Here is a 15,714-nt window from a genome sequence, read left to right as displayed (position 1 = left end):
GTAGGCCCCCCCGGGCGTGGTTTCCGTACTCATGCTCCGTTCCCTCCGCCCACGGCGGCGGGGCGCCCGGTGTCCCGCCCCGCCGGCCCGTTTCCTTCCGCTTGCGCATCGGTCCGCGCGTCCGCGTCCCGGAAGACCTCGGCGATCTGGTGCCGCCGCTGCTCCATCCGCACCAGACCGAGTCCCAGCCCGGCGACGGTGTCCCGCACCAGGTCGTGGGTCTGCTCCCCGGCCGCCTCGACGAACAGCACATGCCCGGGGGAGGCGAAGCCCTCGGTGCCGGGGCGGCCGGCGGACACCACCGCGCCCGCGGCGGCCAGGGCCGCCCGCAGCGCCTCGGTGCCGTCCGGGTGCGCGTCGGTGTCCGTGACCTCGACCGCCAGCGAGGCGGTGGCCTTGGTGAACTCGTCCGTGGAGGAGGACCGCAGCAGCTTGCCGCCGTCGATGACGACGACGTGATCGCAGGTGCGCTCCAGCTCGCCGAGGAGATGCGAGGTGACCAGGACGGAGATGCCGAAGTCGGTGTGGACACGCCGGATCAGGCCGAGCATCTCGTCCCGCCCGACCGGGTCCAGGCCGTTGGTGGGCTCGTCCAGGAACACCAGCTGCGGATCGTGGACCAGTGCCTGGGCCAGCTTCACCCGCTGCTTCATACCCGTCGAATAGCCGCCGATGGGGCGGTAGCGCTCCTCGTAGAGCCCTACGTGGCGCAGGGTGTCGGCGGTGCGCTCACGGGCGGCGGTCGGCGGCAGGCCGGACATCCGCGCCAAGTGCACGACGAATTCGGTGGCCGAGACGTCCGGCGGCAGGCAGTCGTGCTCGGGCATGTAGCCGACCCGCTCACGGATGGTGCCGCCGTCCTTGGTGACGTCCAGGCCGAGGACATGGGCGGTCCCCTCGGTGGCCGGGGCCAGACCGAGAAGGATCTTGATCAGGGTGGACTTTCCGGCGCCGTTGGCACCCACCAGGCCGGTCACGCCGGGGGCGATGTCAACGGAGAGCCGGTCCAAGGCGGTCACCCGCGGGTACCGCTTGCTCAGGCTTTCGGTCACGATCACTGTCACGCTTTCGACGGTAGTGGCGCCTGCCACACCCGTCGTCAACCCAGGCGGTGGTATCCGCATACCCCTCCGGTACTACACGCCCGTAGGGGTCTCCTGCTTTCAGCCGCCCCGAAGTCAGGGACATCTACTACTCCGCGGCCGGCGTCGCACGGGCCCGGGACCGGAGCAGCCGCCTCCGGCCGGCCGGAGCGCCGGCCCGGATCGCCAGCCCGGATCGCCGTGGGCTGCGCCTCGTCGGCCGCACACCCCTTGACGTAGCCGCCGACCATTGTCACATTCATCAGTGTCAAGTTACGGGCACGTACCGCGATGCACCGCTTACGGACGGACGGTTGGCGATGGCCCCAGTCACCTCAGCAGCAACGGGAGAACGCACCGCCGAGCTCAGGGGATTCCGGGAGGTGCAGCGGCTCGCCTACGCCTGTGCGGAAGCCGTGGCCGCCCAGCTCAAGCCCGGGGTCACCGAGCGCGCGGCGGCACGGATGCAGCGCGAGTGGCTGCGCGAGCGCGGGGTGCAGGACTGGTTCCATCTGCCCTTCGCGTGGTTCGGCGACCGCACCGCGTTCGTGAACTTCCGCATTCCGCTGCAGTTCTTCCCCACCAACCGGCAGCTGGAGCCGGGGATGCCCTTCATCCTCGACATGGCACCGGTCCACAAGGGGTTCACCGCCGACATCGGCTACTCCGGCTGCCTCGGGCTCAACCCCGTGCACGACCGGCTGCTCGCCGACCTCGAAGCGCACCGCGAACTGATCCTGCGCGAGGTCCGCGAACGGCGCCCTCTGAAGGAGATCTACGAGGATGTCGACCGCCTGATGGTGCGCCAGGGATACGCCAACCGCCACCGCGCCTACCCCTTCGGCGTCATCGCGCACAAGATCGACCGGGTCAAGCAGCGCCGCTGGTCACCGACCCTCTTCGGGTTCGGCACCCAGTCCCTCAAGGGCCTGGCCTCCGACGCGCTGCACGGGCACCGCGACGGCTGGTCCCCCCTGTGGAGCCCGTACACCTTCTCCGACCACCCGCCGCAGCCGGGGCTCTGGGCGGTCGAACCCCACCTCGGATTCCGGGGCACCGGCGCGAAGTTCGAGGAGATCCTGGTCGTCACGGACTCCAAGGACCCGCAGGAAAGCGCCTTTTGGCTGGACGACGATCTGCCGCATGTGCGGCGCTGGCAGGAGGAGAAGGCCGCGTGAACACGGAACGTGGACGGGACGGGCGTCAGGGCCGGCAGCCGGGGCACGGACAGCCGCCGGTGACCGGGGCCGGCCTCCAGGGGGCCAGGGAGCGCCGGGTGCGGACCGGCGGCATCGAGCTGTGCGTGGCCGAGCTCGGGGATCCGGACCGGCCCACGGTGGTGCTGGTACACGGCTATCCGGACAGCAAGGAGGTCTGGTCCGAGGTCGCCGGCGGCCTGGCCGAGCGCTTCCATGTGGTGCTCTACGACGTCCGGGGCTGCGGTCGCTCCACCGCACCGCGGCCGCTGCGCGGCGGCTTCACCCTGGAGAAGCTGACGGATGACTTCCTGGCCGTCGCGGACGCCGTCAGCCCCGACCGCCCGGTCCACCTCGTCGGCCACGACTGGGGCTCCGTGCAGGCATGGGAGTTCGCCACCGTACGCCGCACGGAGGGCCGGATCGCCTCCTTCACCTCCATGTCCGGGCCGTCCCTCGACCACTTCGGCCACTGGATCAAGAAGCGGATGGCGCGCCCCACCCCCCGGCGGGCAGCCCAACTGCTCAACCAGGGCGCCAAGTCCTGGTACGTCTACATGCTGCACACCCCCGTGCTCCCCGAACTGGCCTGGAAGGGCCCGCTCGGCAAGCGCTGGCCGGCCATCCTCCAGAGGGTGGAGAAGGTGCCGGACGGCGACTACCCCACGGCTTCGCTGCCCACCGACGCGGCCCACGGCGCCTGGCTCTACCGCGACAACGTCCGCGCCCGGCTGCGCCGCCCGCGCGCCGACGCCTATGCGCACTGCCCGGTCCAGCTCATCACCCCGACCGGCGACGCGTTCCTCTCCCAGCGGCTGTACGACGACCTGGAGCAGTGGGCGCCCGAGCTCGTCCGCCGCACCCTCCCGGCCAAGCACTGGGTGCCGCGCACCCGTCCCGACCAACTCATCTCCTGGATCGGCGAGTTCATCACCGCCAAGGAAGAAGGCGATCCGGCGAAGAAGGTGGTGACCGCCGGCCCGTATGCCGATCGGTTCGGCGGCCAGCTGGTGCTGGTGACCGGCGCGGCCAGTGGCATCGGCCGGGCCACGGCCTTCGCGTTCGCGGAGGCCGGCGCGCGGATCATCGCCGTCGACCGGGACGCGGAGGGCGCCGCCCGCACCGCCGAGATGGCACGGCTGATCGGCGCCCCGCAGGCGTGGGGCGAGGTCGTCGACGTCGCGGACGAGGCGGCGATGGAGAAGCTCGCCGACAAGGTCGACGCCGAATACGGCACCGTGGACGTCCTGGTCAACAACGCCGGCATCGGCCTGTCCGGCTCCTTCATGGAGACCAGCACCGAGGACTGGAAGAAGGTCCTGGACGTCAACCTGTGGGGCGTCATCCACGGCTGCCGGATCTTCGGCAAGCGGATGGCGGACCGCGGGCAGGGCGGCCACATCGTCAACACCGCCTCGGCCGCCGCCTTCCAGCCGTCCCGGATACTGCCCGCCTACAGCGCCTCCAAGGCGGCCGTTCTCATGCTCAGCGAGTGTCTGCGTGCCGAGCTGGCCGGCCGGGGCATCGGCGTCTCCGCCATCTGTCCCGGGTTCGTCAACACCTCCATCACCAGTACCGCCCGCTTCACCGGCGTCTCCGCCGACGAGGAGAAGCGCCGCCAGGCCAAGGCCGCGCGAATGTACGGGCTGCGCAACTACCCGCCGGAGAAGGTCGCCGACGCGATCCTGCGCGCTGTGGTGCGCAACCAAGCGGTGGTGCCGGTCACCCCAGAGGCACGCGGCGCCCACCTGATGTCCCGCTTCACCCCGCGCGCACTGCGCGCCCTCGCCCGCATCGAGCCGCCGGTATAACCGGTCCGGCCCGGACCGCCCGTCCGAGGCCCCGAAGCCCCACCACGCGGCGTGCCCCGGGCCGACGTCACCCCGGCCCGGCGGCCCGCCCCCACCGAGGCCAGGAGACCGCGCACGTCAGGAGCCGCGCATGAGCACGCCAAGCCCCCAGGAGCACTACACCATCGCGCCACGCCGGGTCGCGTTCGACTGGCGCCGGACGCCGCTGCAGTGGATACCCGACGAACCCACCGCCACCCACGTCATCAACGTGCTGCATCTGCTGCTGCCGGCGGGCGAGCGGTGGTTCGTCAGGGTCTTCAAGGAAGCCCTCCCACTGGTCCGGGACGAGCAACTCCTCCAGGACGTCAAGGGGTTCATGGGCCAGGAGGCCACCCACAGCGTCCAGCACTCCTATGTCCTGGAGCACCTGGCCCATCAGGGCCTCGACACCGCCCCCTACACCCGGCACGTCGACTTCCTCTTCTCCTACCTCCTCGGTGACAAGCCGCCCTTCGGCCTGCCGGTCCCCGAGACGGAGTGGCTGCGCTTCCGGCTCTCCCTGATCGCCGCCATCGAGCAGTTCACCGCGGTACTCGGCAACTGGGTCCTGGACGCCGACGGCCTGGACCGCGCCGGGCCCGACCCGGTGATGCTCGACCTGCTGCGCTGGCACGGCGCCGAGGAGGTCGAACACCGCGCGGTCGCCTTCGACATGTACCAGCACACCGGCGGCGAGGAACCCGCCCGCCATGCCCGCCGCATCCTGGGCATGTCCGTGACGGCCCCCGTGCTGATCTACCTCTGGGCCTGGGGCGCGTCCTACCTCCTGCGGCACGACCCGCAGCTCGCCACCCGCTCCCGCTATTCGCTGCGCGAGCACAACCGCGCCATCCACAAGGGACTGCTGCCCAGCTGGCGTGAACTGGGCGCGGCGATACCCCGCTACCTGCGGCGCTCGTACCATCCCTCCCAGGAAGGCTCGCTCCGCACGGCCGTCTCCTACCTCGCCTCCTCCCCGGCGGCCCGCGCCGCGGCGGGCGCGGTGGGCCGTGCGGCGCTGTCGTGACACCCGGCCGTCCGCCCCCGGCCGGCCCTCCCATGACGCCTGCCGACCGACGGGCACCTCACCCGTCGGCGTCCGCTGATACGGCCCTCCCTCGCGCGCCCCGGCGGCCCGCGCGCCGGATGACCGCCCCAAGATGGCTGCCGAGAGCGGCAGTTGTGCGGTACGGCGGTCGCCTCGCACCACGGCCCGGCGGGTCGCCTCGCCGGGCGGCCGGTCCGTAGCGCGCCCACCCGTAGGGCAGCCGCCCGTGCGGCGGCTACCTTGTCACGCGGCCTCCTCCCCGAGGCGGCCGTCCCGTAAGGAGCACCGCAGTGACCGAGCAGCCGCCGCCGGCCGAGTACCGCATCGAGGACCTGGCCCACCTCAGTGGCGCCACGGTCCGCACCATCCGCGCCTACCAGGACCGGGGGCTGCTCCCGCGCCCGGAACGCCGCGGCCGGGCCAATGTCTACGGTGACCCCCACCTGGCCCGGCTGCGCCAGATCTCCGATCTGCTCGAGCGCGGCTACACCCTCGCCAGCATCAAGGAACTCCTCGAAGCCTGGGACTCGGGGCGTGGCCTCGGTGGAGTCCTGGGCCTGGTCGCCGAGATCGACGGTCCGTGGACCGATGAGAAGGCGGCCCGCATCACCCGTGCCGAACTGGACTCCGCCTTCGGTGGCACCTCCAACGAGAGGGCGGTGGCCGAGGCCGTCGAACTGGGCGTCCTGGAACGCGTCCCCGGCCAGGACGACGCGTTCCTCGTCCCCAGTCCGCAGGAACTCGCCGTCGCCGCCGAACTGCACTCCGCGGGTGTCCCGCTCCTGGCGATCTCCGGTCATTTGCGAGAGGTGCGCGGACAGGTCGAGCACATCGCCTCCCGTTTCCTGGACTTCACCGCCGAGCACGTCTTCCAGCCGTTCCTGGACCATCCCCCCACCGAGGCGGAAGCGGCCGAAGCCGCGGCGCTCGTACGCCGTCTGCGCCCTCTGGCCCAGCAGACCATCGACGCCGAACTCGCCCGTGCCATGCGCACCCTGGCCGCCCAGTACCTCCGACACCACCTCACGGAAGCACTCCCGCTCAGCGGCCGGGAGACGGGCGCGGAAGGGGAAGGGCACGAGGAAGGGGAAGGGCAAGGGGATGAGGTAGGGGGTGGGGCCCGGGGAGAGACAGGGCGAGCGGGCTGCGGGGCCAAGGGCCCGCGTATTCCCCGGCCGTCCCACGCCCCCTCGGCGGCCACCGCCTCTGGGCCCGCTTCCGCCCCCGTGCCTCAAGACGCCACCGGGGCGCCCCCCGGCCTTGAGGCCACGGTGCCCGTCGGGCCGGAGTCCGCCTTCGGGCCCGGCGCGAACCCCCGTTCCGCGCCGGGCTCCGAGGAGGCGGTCCTCCTCCCCGTCGAGGCCGTCCAGGCCGTAAGGGGCTTGGTGGGCCCGGAGAACACGGCCGCCTTCATCGCCGCCGCCGCTCACCGCGAGGTGCAGGCGCGCACCCTGGACGCCCTTGCCTCGGCCGCCCGCGAGGCCCGAGCCGTCAGCGAGGCCCCGGCTGCCGCGGCGCACCGCACCCGGAGCAGCGACACCGGCACCCTCGGTGCCGAGGCTCCCGATGCCCAGGCAGACTCCCCCGGACACTGACCTGTCCACGGTTCACGCCCCCAGGCCCTCTCTCAGCCCCTCCTCATCAGCCCTCCGGGGCGCCTTGGGGCTCCCCGGCCCTTCCCCGTTCTTCCCTTTCTGCTTCTCTCTCCAGTTGTCAAAGACCGAGCCGGGCGCCCCTACCCGGCCACCCTTCCGGGTTGCCTCAACCGGCCGTATCCGGGAGCCAGTTACCGTGGAATCCGTACGGAACACGCTGCGGAAGATGGACCGTGGCGACAGGGTCGGCGGATATGTCCTCGGCGTCGAGGATGACGAGATCGCTGGTATCGGTGGCCACGTCATGGACGTAGGTGATCAGCCAGCCCGGCCCGCCCGGACGGTCGTCCGCGGGGGCGAAGGCCGCCTCTCCCGGAGTGCGCCCCGGGCGGAAGTCATGGCGGACCACCGATCCCGTCTCCAGGTCGTAGCGGAGCAGGGCGCCCGGTATCAGTCCCGTACCGGGCGACTCGCCTGCTGACACATGGCCGAAGCGGGCCCGCTGTCCGGCAAGGCGGTCGTCGATCCGGGGGAACTCGCCTGCCTGGTCGTCGAGTTGCTCCTCGGTCACCGTGCCGGAGGCGAGATCGATCGTCCAGCGCCACAGGCAGGGCGGGGCGGCGCGCCCGTCGAGCGAGGCATAGCGCGAGACATAGAGGACTATCCACTGCTCGCCGTCGTCATGGGCATTAAGGGAGTGGAAGACATAGCAGGGGTCGATGGACAGCCAGCGGACCTCCCCGTACGGATCGTCGCGGCGCAGTACGCCCAGCCGGGCGCCGTACTCCGGATCCCAGCTGTAGGGCATACCGGGGCGGTTGTGGTCATGGACGACCGGCAGGTCCATGAAGACGACGTGGCGGGCCGTGAGGTGGAAGTCGTGCATCATCGTCGCCGCCGGGACGTCGACGGGGCGGCTGACCACCAACTCCCCTTGCGCGTCGGCACGGTGATAGGTCAGGTAGGGCGGTGTCGCGCTGCCGTAGCCGAAAAAGTGCAGCTCACCGGTGGTATGGCAGGTCTTGGGGTGGGCGGTCATGGCGGTGGTGAGCCGACCGCCGAAGTCATGCGGACCGACGGTCTCGAGCTCATGGCCGGGGCGGCAGTCGATCTCGTACGGGAAGGACGACTCGACGAGCGCCAGGGTGCGTCCCGAATGGCGGACGATATGGGTGTTGGCCACACCCGCCGCCAGATGCCTGCGGCCCTGTGCGTCCCTGACCTGGATGCCGTCGGTGAAGGTCGAGGTGCGAACCCAGCGATTGCGATAGGAGACCGCCCGGCCGCCCTCCAGACGCACGCCGTGGACCATGCCGTCGCCGAAGAACCAGTGCGGGCTGGCCGCGTCCCGCGGGTTGGGGCCGTTGCGCAGATACCAGCCGGTGAGCTCCGGCGGGATGGTGCCGGTGACCGGGAGGTCGTAGGCGGTCAGTTCGTCCATGACCGGGGCGAAGTTTCCGGCCAGGTGCGGTGCGGGAGCGGAGGATTCGGATACCGCCGCTGGTGACGTGGTGGTCATGAGGCCAGGCCCTCCTGGGCGTCGAGCCGCGCGCCGGCCTGCTGCCGGAAGCGGGCCCGGGCCCGCTCCGGATAGGTGGCGGTGAAGCGGACGGGAAGAACGAATGAGGCGATCTGGACGAGGATCGAGAAGATCGCGCTCATGCCATAGGCGGCGATGGCGACCTGGGCGATCGCGGTAGCGGTGAAGGACAGCGCCCAGGCTATGGTGATCACGACATTGACCCGGTGGAACAGGGGCACCCGCCAGACCTCGGGCGGGGTCATCCGGCGCGCGATCGCCAGGGTGAAGGGACGCCGAACGGCGATCGACACCCAGGCGATGAGAGCCAGCCAGCCCATCGACAGCGCGCTGCTGTACGTCTTGAGATCGCTGTCGGGGCGGGCGAAGGCCAGGATGGCGAGGCCCGCGAAGTACACGATCGTGCCGTACTCCAGCGGTCGCACTTCGAGCGACAGTCCCGCGGCCCGGTCCAGTATGAGCAGCACCGCCGAGGCCGCCAGGCCGGCGAGTGCGCCCCACTGCCAGCCCGCGGGGGACACCCCCGCGAGGACAAGCCACGGGATGAAGCCCCGCAGATAGTTCATGATTCCCCCCTTTGCTCGCACCCGCTCACGATGGGTCGGCGACAGCACACAACACCAAGGCCGGGCAGCGACCGCAGCACACGATCAGGACCATGGACGGCCCCACCTCAACCACATTCCAACTCTGACATGTCGAAGCCGGAAAGTCCACCATTGACATGTCAGAAGTGGAAGGTAAAGTAATGACCATGAGCTTGAGACATGCCGTTCTGGGCCTGCTGTCCGAATCCCCGGCGAGCGGCTACGACTTGATGAAGCTGTTCAACGCCTCGCTCACCAGCGTCTGGCCGGCGACCCAGAGCCAGGTCTACGGCGAGCTCAACAAGCTCACGACCGCCGGCCTCGTCGAGGTGACGGCCCACGGCCCGCGGGGCCGCAAGGAATACGCGATCACCGAGGACGGTCTGGCCGAGCTGCGCCACTGGCTCACGGACATCGCACCCAGCGGCCCGCAGCGCCACGACGGTCTGTTGCGCGTCTTCTTCCTCGGCATCCTCACGCCGCTCGAAGCGCGCGCCTATCTCCTGACCCAGGCCGACTCCGCCGCTCGTGCGCACGCCACGTACGAGCAGATCGACGAGGTTTCCGACTGGGACGACGAGATGATCTCTGTCTATGGCCGGATAGCCCTGGAATACGGTCTGCGGATGTCGGCGACCCAGGAGGAGTGGGCCCGCTGGGCCGCCGAGGAGGTGACCGGCGCGAAGGCCAGGAAGGCGAGCACACTGGCCCGCGGGAAGCATCCCAAGTCGCCGCAAGGCGGCGGCGGACGGCAGGAGGATGGAGGCGGAGCGAGCCCGGAGCGGCCCGACGGCGAGTGAGCTCGCTCCGCGCCGGCGGGCGCGCCTGTCCGTCAGCTCGTCGGCCATCCGCTCGCCGGCCGTCAGCGCGTCGGGGAATTCGGATGCCGCAGCACCCGCGCCGCAGCATCCTGGAGCCATGAACCAGCAGCGTTCCGTACGCATCTCGAAGTATCTGGCGAAGCATCTGCGCCATGAGCCGGAGCGGATCGGCATCGCCCTCGACGCGCAGGGCTGGGTCCCGGTGACGGAGCTCATCGAAGCGGCCGGGCGGCATGGATTCCCCTTCTCCCGGGCGGAGTTGGAGGCGGTGGTGGCCGGCAGCGACAAGCAGCGCTACGCCCTGGAGGACGGCCGGATCCGCGCCAATCAGGGCCACTCCGTACGCGTTGACCTCGGTCTGCCGCCGGCGGTACCGCCCGACCATCTCTTTCACGGCACGGCGGCCCGCAGTGTGGCCGCCATACGGGAGCAGGGGCTGCGGCCGATGTCCCGGCATGCGGTGCATCTCTCGCCGGACCGGGAGACCGCGACCCGTGTGGGCGCGCGGCGCGGCAAGGCCGTCGTGCTGCCGGTCGACGCGGCGGCGATGCACCGGAGGGGCCACGTCTTCCGCGTCAGCGCCAACGGGGTCTGGCTGACCGACCGCGTGCCGCCGGAGTTCCTCCGCTTTCCCGGCTGAGCCTCGTCCGGTACCCGAAGTCCCGGTCAGAAGTCCCGGTCAGAAGTCCCGGTCAGAAGTCCGGGTCCGAAATCGGGGTCGGCGGCGCCTTCAGAGACCGGGTGCGCCCCACACCGGGAACCACCGCGCCAGATCCTGCTCGATCGACAGATCGTCGCCGAGCATCGCCCGCACCTGGAGTTCGAGCGTGTTGTCCCGCTTCTCGCCACCGCCGGCGTGGGGGGCGAAGGGGTAGAACGTGCCGCGCTTGTAGAGGTACACCAGCGCCAGCGACCGCTGTCGCGCATCGCGGAACCCCAGCAGTGAGCACAGCAACTGCGGGCCGAAACCCGCCTCTTCCAGGGACGTATTGACCGCGTGGAGGTCATTGACCAGCCCCGCGACGTCCTCCGGCGAGTGCGGCACCAGCAGCCACGTATAGCCATAGGAGTCCTGGGTGAACTCCACCGAGCCGTCCAGGAGGGACCGCGCCTCCTCCTGGATCCGCGAGAACGCCCCGCCCTCGACACTCGCGAAACACACCGACCCCAGACCGGTGGGCTCGAAACCGGCCGCCGCCTGGAGGGTGACGGAGGCGGACGGCAGCGCGAAGAGCTGGTCGAGATCGGGGCGTACCGGCTTGCTGCGGCCGAGGATGGCGTCCAGAAATCCCATGCGCGGATTACTCCTTGATCCCTTGCTCCGGTGATGCCGTGCGGTCACCGCCACGCCGGCCGGCCCTGCCGCTCACGGCCGCCCCAGCTCCGCTGCGATCCGGCCGAGCTGGTCGAGCCGCTGCTCCAGCGTCGGGTGCGAGGACAGCAGCTGGCTGAACGTCTCCTTGTTGAACGCCGGCGCGAAGTAGAAGGCGTTGAACGGCTGGGCCTTGCGCAGGTCCTCGGTCGGGATCCGGGCGATCTGGCCGGTGACCTTCGTCAGCGCCGAGGCCAGCGCCGAGGGGCGGCCGGTCAGCAGGGCGGCGGCCCGGTCTGCGGTCAGTTCGCGGTAGCGGGACAGCAGCCGGGTCAGGAGGAAGCTGATGGCATAGACCACCACGCTGACGGCGGTGACGATCAGCACGGCGATCGCCGCGTTCTGGTCCCGGTTGTTGCGCCCGACGCCGCTCCACAGGGCGGCGCGGGTGATGATTCCGGCCAGCACGCCGAGGAACGAGGCGATGGTCATCACCGCCACATCGCGATGCGCGACATGGGAGAGCTCATGCGCCAGCACGCCCTCCAGTTCCTCCGGCTCCAGCCGCCTGAGCAGCCCGGTCGTGGCGCACACCATCGAGTTCTTCTGATTGCGGCCGGTCGCGAAGGCGTTCGGCACATCCGACTCGGCGATCGCGACCCGCGGCTTGGGCATGTCGGCCAGCGCGCACAGCCGGTCCACCGCGCCGTGCAGCTCGGGAGCCTGCTCCGGTGTGACCTCGCGCGCGCCCATGCTGAAGGCCGCGATCCGGTCGCTGTACCAGAACTGCGCGACGAACATGGCGCCCGAGATCAGCAGCACCACCACCCAGGCGCCCTTGAGCAGCACCACCAGCGCGCCGACGACCACGACGTACAGCAGGCCGATGAAGAACATCGTCGTCACCATGCGCGAGGTCAGCCCGCGGTCCGGGGCGAATCGGGTCTGTGCCATGGCTCCTCCACAACGCACCGCACTTCGCGCAGTGTCCCGACCCTGTCGCGCGCCGTCCAGACTTCGCACGCCACGTCCCGCACACTGCGCCGCTGTCCCGATTCTCCCTCTTCGCGGCTATATACGGGGTAAAGCCGGGGCCGGACACCCGGAGAAACCGACCGCGGCACCGCAGGGCGGCCGACGACCGGCTCTAGCGGGCGCCCAGCTGCGCCGGCCCCTCCGTGGCGATCCGCTCGAAGACCGCGGTGTCGGCCTCGAAGACGGAGCCGGCGATCGGCCAGTGGACGACCAGCTCGTCGATGCCCAGCTCGGCGTGGCTGCCGGCGAAGTCCACGAAGGCGTCCAGGGAGTCCAGCGGACGGTCCGGGGAGAAGCCGGTCAGCATGATCTTCCGCAGTTCGCCGGGGTCGCGCCCCAGGTCGGCGCACGTCTTCTCCAGACGTTCGAGCTGCCCGCGGATCGCCTCCCGCGACTCGGCCGGGGTACCACCCGCGTTCGCGACCTTGGGGTCACCGGTCGTCACCCACGCCTGGCCGTAGCGGGCCGCCAGCTTCAGTCCGCGCGGCCCTGTGGCCGCCACGGCGAACGGCAGCCGCGGTCGCTGCACACAGCCGGGGATGTTGCGCACCTCGTCCGCCGAGTAGTGCTCGCCCTGGTGGGAGACGGCGTCCTGGGTCAGCAGTTCGTCCAGCAGCGCCGTGAACTCCGCGAAACGGTCGGCCCGTTCGCGCGGCGACCACGCCTCGTGGCCGAGCGCGGTGGCGTCGAAGCCGTTGCCACCGGCGCCGATACCGAGGGTGAACCGGCCATCGCTGATGTCGTCGAGCGAGATCAGTTCCTTGGCGAGGGTGACCGGGTGCCGGAAGTTCGGCGAGGTGACGAGGGTGCCCAGCCGCATCCGGGAGGTCGCGGCGGCTGCTGCGGTCAGCGTCGGGACGGCGCCGAACCAGGTCTGGTCGCGAAAGCTCCGCCAGGTGAGGTGGTCGTAGGTGTACGCGGCGTGGAAACCCAGCTCCTCGGCGCGCTGCCACACCTCCTTTCCGCCTTCGGACCAGCGGCGGACGGGCAAGATCACAGTGCTCAGTCGCATACCTCCGAGCGTACGGCCGTCCCGGAGCGATCGGATCCGGCCTCGGGAGCGACCCCGGGCGGGCCCGGCAACGGCGCTCCCGCCTGCCCCCGGCCGGCCTCCACGCCCGCCGCAGCGGCTCATCTGCGCCACCCACCGCACGCCTGTGCGTACCGGTACGCGAAGATGGCTCCGTGACTGACCCCTCCGCCACGCCACCCCGCGCGCCCGAGCCGGCCGTGACGCCCCGGCCCACCCGGTTGATCGCCACTGATCTCGACGGCACCCTGCTGCGCGACGACAAAACGGTCTCCGACCGGACGATCGCCGCACTCGCCGCCGCGGAAGAGGCTGGCATCGAGGTCTTCTTCGTCACCGGCCGCCCGGCCCGCTGGATGGACGTGGTCAGCGACCACGTCCACGGCCACGGCCTGGCGATCTGTGCGAACGGTGCGGCCGTCGTGGATCTGCACCGCGGCTACCGGATCGTCGAGGTCAGCCCGCTGGACCGCGCCGTCGCGCTCGATGTCGTCCACGCCGTGCGCGCCGCGGCGCCGGGCACCTCGTTCGCCGTGGAGCGCACCGGTGGCATCCACTACGAGCCGCAGTACCCGCCCTTCCTCCTCGACCCGGCCGCCGCCATCGCCCCGGCGGAGAAGCTCCTCGCCGAAGGCTTCGCCCCGCCGCTGGCTGTGGAGCCGGAGGCAGGCGACGGCGCCGGCACCGACGGTCCGTATTCGTCCGACGCCGATCCGGTCGGGCCGGGCCCGGTGGGCGCCGCCGACAGCGACACCGGCGCCGACCAGCCCGTGCTCAAGCTGCTCGCGCACCACCCCGAGATGGACCCGGACGCCTTTCTCGCGCTGGCCCGTACCGCCGCGGGCCATCTGGCCTCGTTCACCCGGTCCAGCCCCACCGCACTACTGGAGATCAGCGGCCTGGGAGTCAGCAAGGCCGGCACCCTCGCCCGCTGCTGCGCGGTGCGCGGGATCTCGCCGGACGAGGTCGTCGCCTTCGGTGACATGCCGAACGACATCGAGATGCTCACCTGGGCCGGCACCTCGTACGCCATGGCCAATGCGCACCCGGATGTGCTGGCCGCGACCACGCGCCGTACGGACTCCAATAACGACGACGGCGTCGCGGCTGTCATCGAGCGGATTCTCCGGCAGGGCTGAGCCGGTCCGCGCGTCCCGCCCGGCGATGTTTCACGTGCTGCACTGTTTCACGTGAAACGGCCTGCTTCACGGCGGGCTTCGCCGAGGGTGTGCCCTCCCCGCGCACGTTGCTGCACCGTTTCACGTGAAACGGTGCGACGGCTCGCCGCCGGGCCGGCCTTCGGCCCCTCGCACGCCGCTCAGAGCGGCGCCTCCCACATCACCCTCGTCCCGGTGCCGTCCTCGCCCAGCCCCGGGCCGTAGGTGCTCGATCCGCCCAGCGACTCTGCTCGTTTGGCAAGGTTCTTGAGACCGCTGCGGCGTCCTCCCTCCGCGATCCCGACGCCGTCGTCGGTGACCGTCAGCCGGACGCCGTCGGCGCCGTCCGGCAGCGTGACGGTCGCGTCGACCACCACCTCGATCCGCGAGGCTGCCGCATGCCGGAAGGCGTTCGACAGTGCCTCGCGCAGCGCGGCGATCAGGTTCTTGCCGGTCAGCTCCCCGACCCGGGCGTCGACCGGGCCGACGAAATGCGCCGTCGGCTGGAAGCCGAGCGGCACGGCGGCGGTGCCGATCTCGCGCAGCACCCGGGTCCGCAGCCCCGACGGCGCCTCGGCCGGGCCCTGTTCGAGGGCGAAGATCGCGGTCCGGATCTCCTGGATGGTCACGTCGAGTTCGTCGACGGCCTTGCCGACGCCCCGCGCCACCTCCGGCACCTCGGATCGGCGCTGTGCCGTCTCCAGCATCATCCCGGTCGCGAACAACCGCTGGATGACGAGGTCGTGCAGATCACGGGCGATGCGGTCGCGGTCCTCGTAAACCGCGAGCCGTTCCCGGTCGCGCTGGGCGTCGGCCAACACCAGCGCCAGTGCGGCCTGCGCCGCGAACTGGGTGGCGAGCGTCCGCTCGGCGGCGGTGTACCGGCGTCCGCCGCGGCCCCGCGGTGTGGCGAGCGTGCCGAGTACCCGGCCACCGCTCTTGAGCGGCAGCATCATGCTCGGGCCGAAGCGCGGTGCGATGGCCGTGACCATACGCGGATCGCTGGCCGAGTCGTCCACGAACACCGGCTCCCCGGCGAGGAGTTGCTCGGCCACCGGACTGTCGGGCGGGATCTGGGTGCCCATGATCCCGGTGGGGTCGTCCGCCGACACCGCGACGATCTCCAGGCCGCCCTCCTCATCGGGCAGCAGCACGATGCCGGCCGCCGAGTCCGCCAGCTTCCTGGCCTGCTCGGCCACCACCGCGAGCGCTTCGTCGACATCGCTGCCGGCGAGAAGCTCGGTGGTCACCGCCACCGAACCGTCGATCCACCGCTCCCGCTGCCGGGTCGCCGCGTACAGCCGGGCGTTGCCGATCGCGATACCGGCCTCGGTGGCGAGCACCCGCACCATGTGCAGATCCTCTTCGCTGAACTCCCCGCCGCGCTTCTCGGTCAGATAGAGATTGCCGAAGATCTCGCCCTGGACGCGGATCGGCACTCCCAGGAACGTACGCATCGGCGGATGCCCCGGCGGAAAT

Annotated in this window: 14 protein-coding genes; 7 read left to right on the top strand and 7 right to left on the bottom strand. The window is 71.1% G+C overall.

What is annotated here, in order from left to right; all coding sequences use genetic code 11:
• Window positions 1-29: 29 nt before the first annotated feature.
• Window positions 30-1,124: an ABC transporter ATP-binding protein gene (locus RZ84_RS18805; RefSeq protein WP_107068137.1), complete on the bottom strand. Its 1,095-nt coding sequence runs from the start codon at window positions 1,122-1,124 to the stop codon at window positions 30-32.
• A gap of 278 nt (window positions 1,125-1,402) precedes the next feature.
• On the opposite strand from RZ84_RS18805, the gene RZ84_RS18800 reads away from it, so the two are divergent.
• The 4 genes from RZ84_RS18800 to RZ84_RS36770 all read left to right on the top strand — a co-directional run bounded on the left by RZ84_RS18800 (window position 1,403) and on the right by RZ84_RS36770 (window position 6,753).
• Window positions 1,403-2,260 carry a M24 family metallopeptidase gene (locus RZ84_RS18800; RefSeq protein WP_043265276.1) on the top strand — a complete coding sequence of 286 codons (858 nt, stop codon included), beginning with the start codon at window positions 1,403-1,405 and terminating at the stop codon, window positions 2,258-2,260.
• 59 nt (window positions 2,261-2,319) lie between these two features.
• Window positions 2,320-4,089, top strand: coding sequence for an SDR family oxidoreductase (locus RZ84_RS18795; RefSeq protein WP_043270253.1), 1,770 nt, complete (start codon window positions 2,320-2,322; stop codon window positions 4,087-4,089).
• A 130-nt stretch (window positions 4,090-4,219) separates the two neighbouring features.
• Window positions 4,220-5,137: a metal-dependent hydrolase gene (locus tag RZ84_RS18790; protein ID WP_043265275.1), complete on the top strand. Its 918-nt coding sequence runs from the start codon at window positions 4,220-4,222 to the stop codon at window positions 5,135-5,137.
• A gap of 311 nt (window positions 5,138-5,448) precedes the next feature.
• Window positions 5,449-6,753, top strand: coding sequence for a MerR family transcriptional regulator (locus tag RZ84_RS36770; RefSeq protein ID WP_078893918.1), 1,305 nt, complete (start codon window positions 5,449-5,451; stop codon window positions 6,751-6,753).
• Between the two features lie 166 nt (window positions 6,754-6,919).
• Here the strand turns inward: RZ84_RS36770 and RZ84_RS18780 are convergent, their stop codons facing one another.
• Window positions 6,920-8,272 (bottom strand): carotenoid oxygenase family protein, encoded by a 1,353-nt coding sequence (locus RZ84_RS18780; protein WP_043265274.1) that lies wholly within the window; start codon window positions 8,270-8,272, stop codon window positions 6,920-6,922.
• Entirely contained in the window at window positions 8,269-8,859 is a 591-nt protein-coding gene (locus RZ84_RS18775) for a hypothetical protein (RefSeq protein ID WP_043265273.1), read from the bottom strand. The genes RZ84_RS18780 and RZ84_RS18775 overlap by 4 nt, the downstream gene beginning before the upstream one ends.
• 188 nt (window positions 8,860-9,047) lie before the next feature.
• Between RZ84_RS18775 and RZ84_RS18770 the strand changes: the two genes are divergently transcribed.
• Window positions 9,048-9,680 (top strand): PadR family transcriptional regulator, encoded by a 633-nt coding sequence (locus RZ84_RS18770; protein WP_052230507.1) that lies wholly within the window; start codon window positions 9,048-9,050, stop codon window positions 9,678-9,680.
• A 118-nt stretch (window positions 9,681-9,798) separates the two neighbouring features.
• Window positions 9,799-10,341 (top strand): RNA 2'-phosphotransferase, encoded by a 543-nt coding sequence (locus tag RZ84_RS18765; protein WP_043265272.1) that lies wholly within the window; start codon window positions 9,799-9,801, stop codon window positions 10,339-10,341.
• Between the two features lie 90 nt (window positions 10,342-10,431).
• Here the strand turns inward: RZ84_RS18765 and RZ84_RS18760 are convergent, their stop codons facing one another.
• The 3 genes from RZ84_RS18760 to RZ84_RS18750 form a co-directional block, all read right to left on the bottom strand.
• A complete protein-coding gene (locus RZ84_RS18760) occupies window positions 10,432-10,995 on the bottom strand; it encodes a PspA-associated protein PspAB (RefSeq protein ID WP_043265271.1) in 564 nt (187 codons plus the stop codon).
• A 72-nt stretch (window positions 10,996-11,067) separates the two neighbouring features.
• A complete protein-coding gene (htpX, locus tag RZ84_RS18755; RefSeq protein ID WP_043265270.1) occupies window positions 11,068-11,967 on the bottom strand; it encodes a zinc metalloprotease HtpX in 900 nt (299 codons plus the stop codon).
• Window positions 11,968-12,160: 193 nt separating this feature from the next.
• Window positions 12,161-13,060: an LLM class flavin-dependent oxidoreductase gene (locus tag RZ84_RS18750; RefSeq protein WP_043265269.1), complete on the bottom strand. Its 900-nt coding sequence runs from the start codon at window positions 13,058-13,060 to the stop codon at window positions 12,161-12,163.
• A gap of 173 nt (window positions 13,061-13,233) precedes the next feature.
• Here RZ84_RS18750 and RZ84_RS18745 point away from each other — a divergent pair, with 173 nt between their 5' ends.
• Entirely contained in the window at window positions 13,234-14,217 is a 984-nt protein-coding gene (locus tag RZ84_RS18745; protein ID WP_043265268.1) for an HAD hydrolase family protein, read from the top strand.
• Window positions 14,218-14,396: 179 nt separating this feature from the next.
• On the opposite strand, the gene RZ84_RS18740 is transcribed toward RZ84_RS18745, so the two are convergent.
• Window positions 14,397-15,714, bottom strand: a 1,318-nt coding sequence (locus RZ84_RS18740; protein ID WP_241777759.1) for a sensor histidine kinase, incomplete at its 5' end; no start/stop codon positions are given.

Origin of the sequence: Streptomyces sp. CT34, assembly GCF_000805335.1 — a bacterium.
GTDB lineage: Bacteria > Actinomycetota > Actinomycetes > Streptomycetales > Streptomycetaceae > Streptomyces.
The sequence above is the reverse complement of the archived record's forward strand: the minus strand, read 5'-3'. Positions and strand labels throughout refer to the sequence as shown.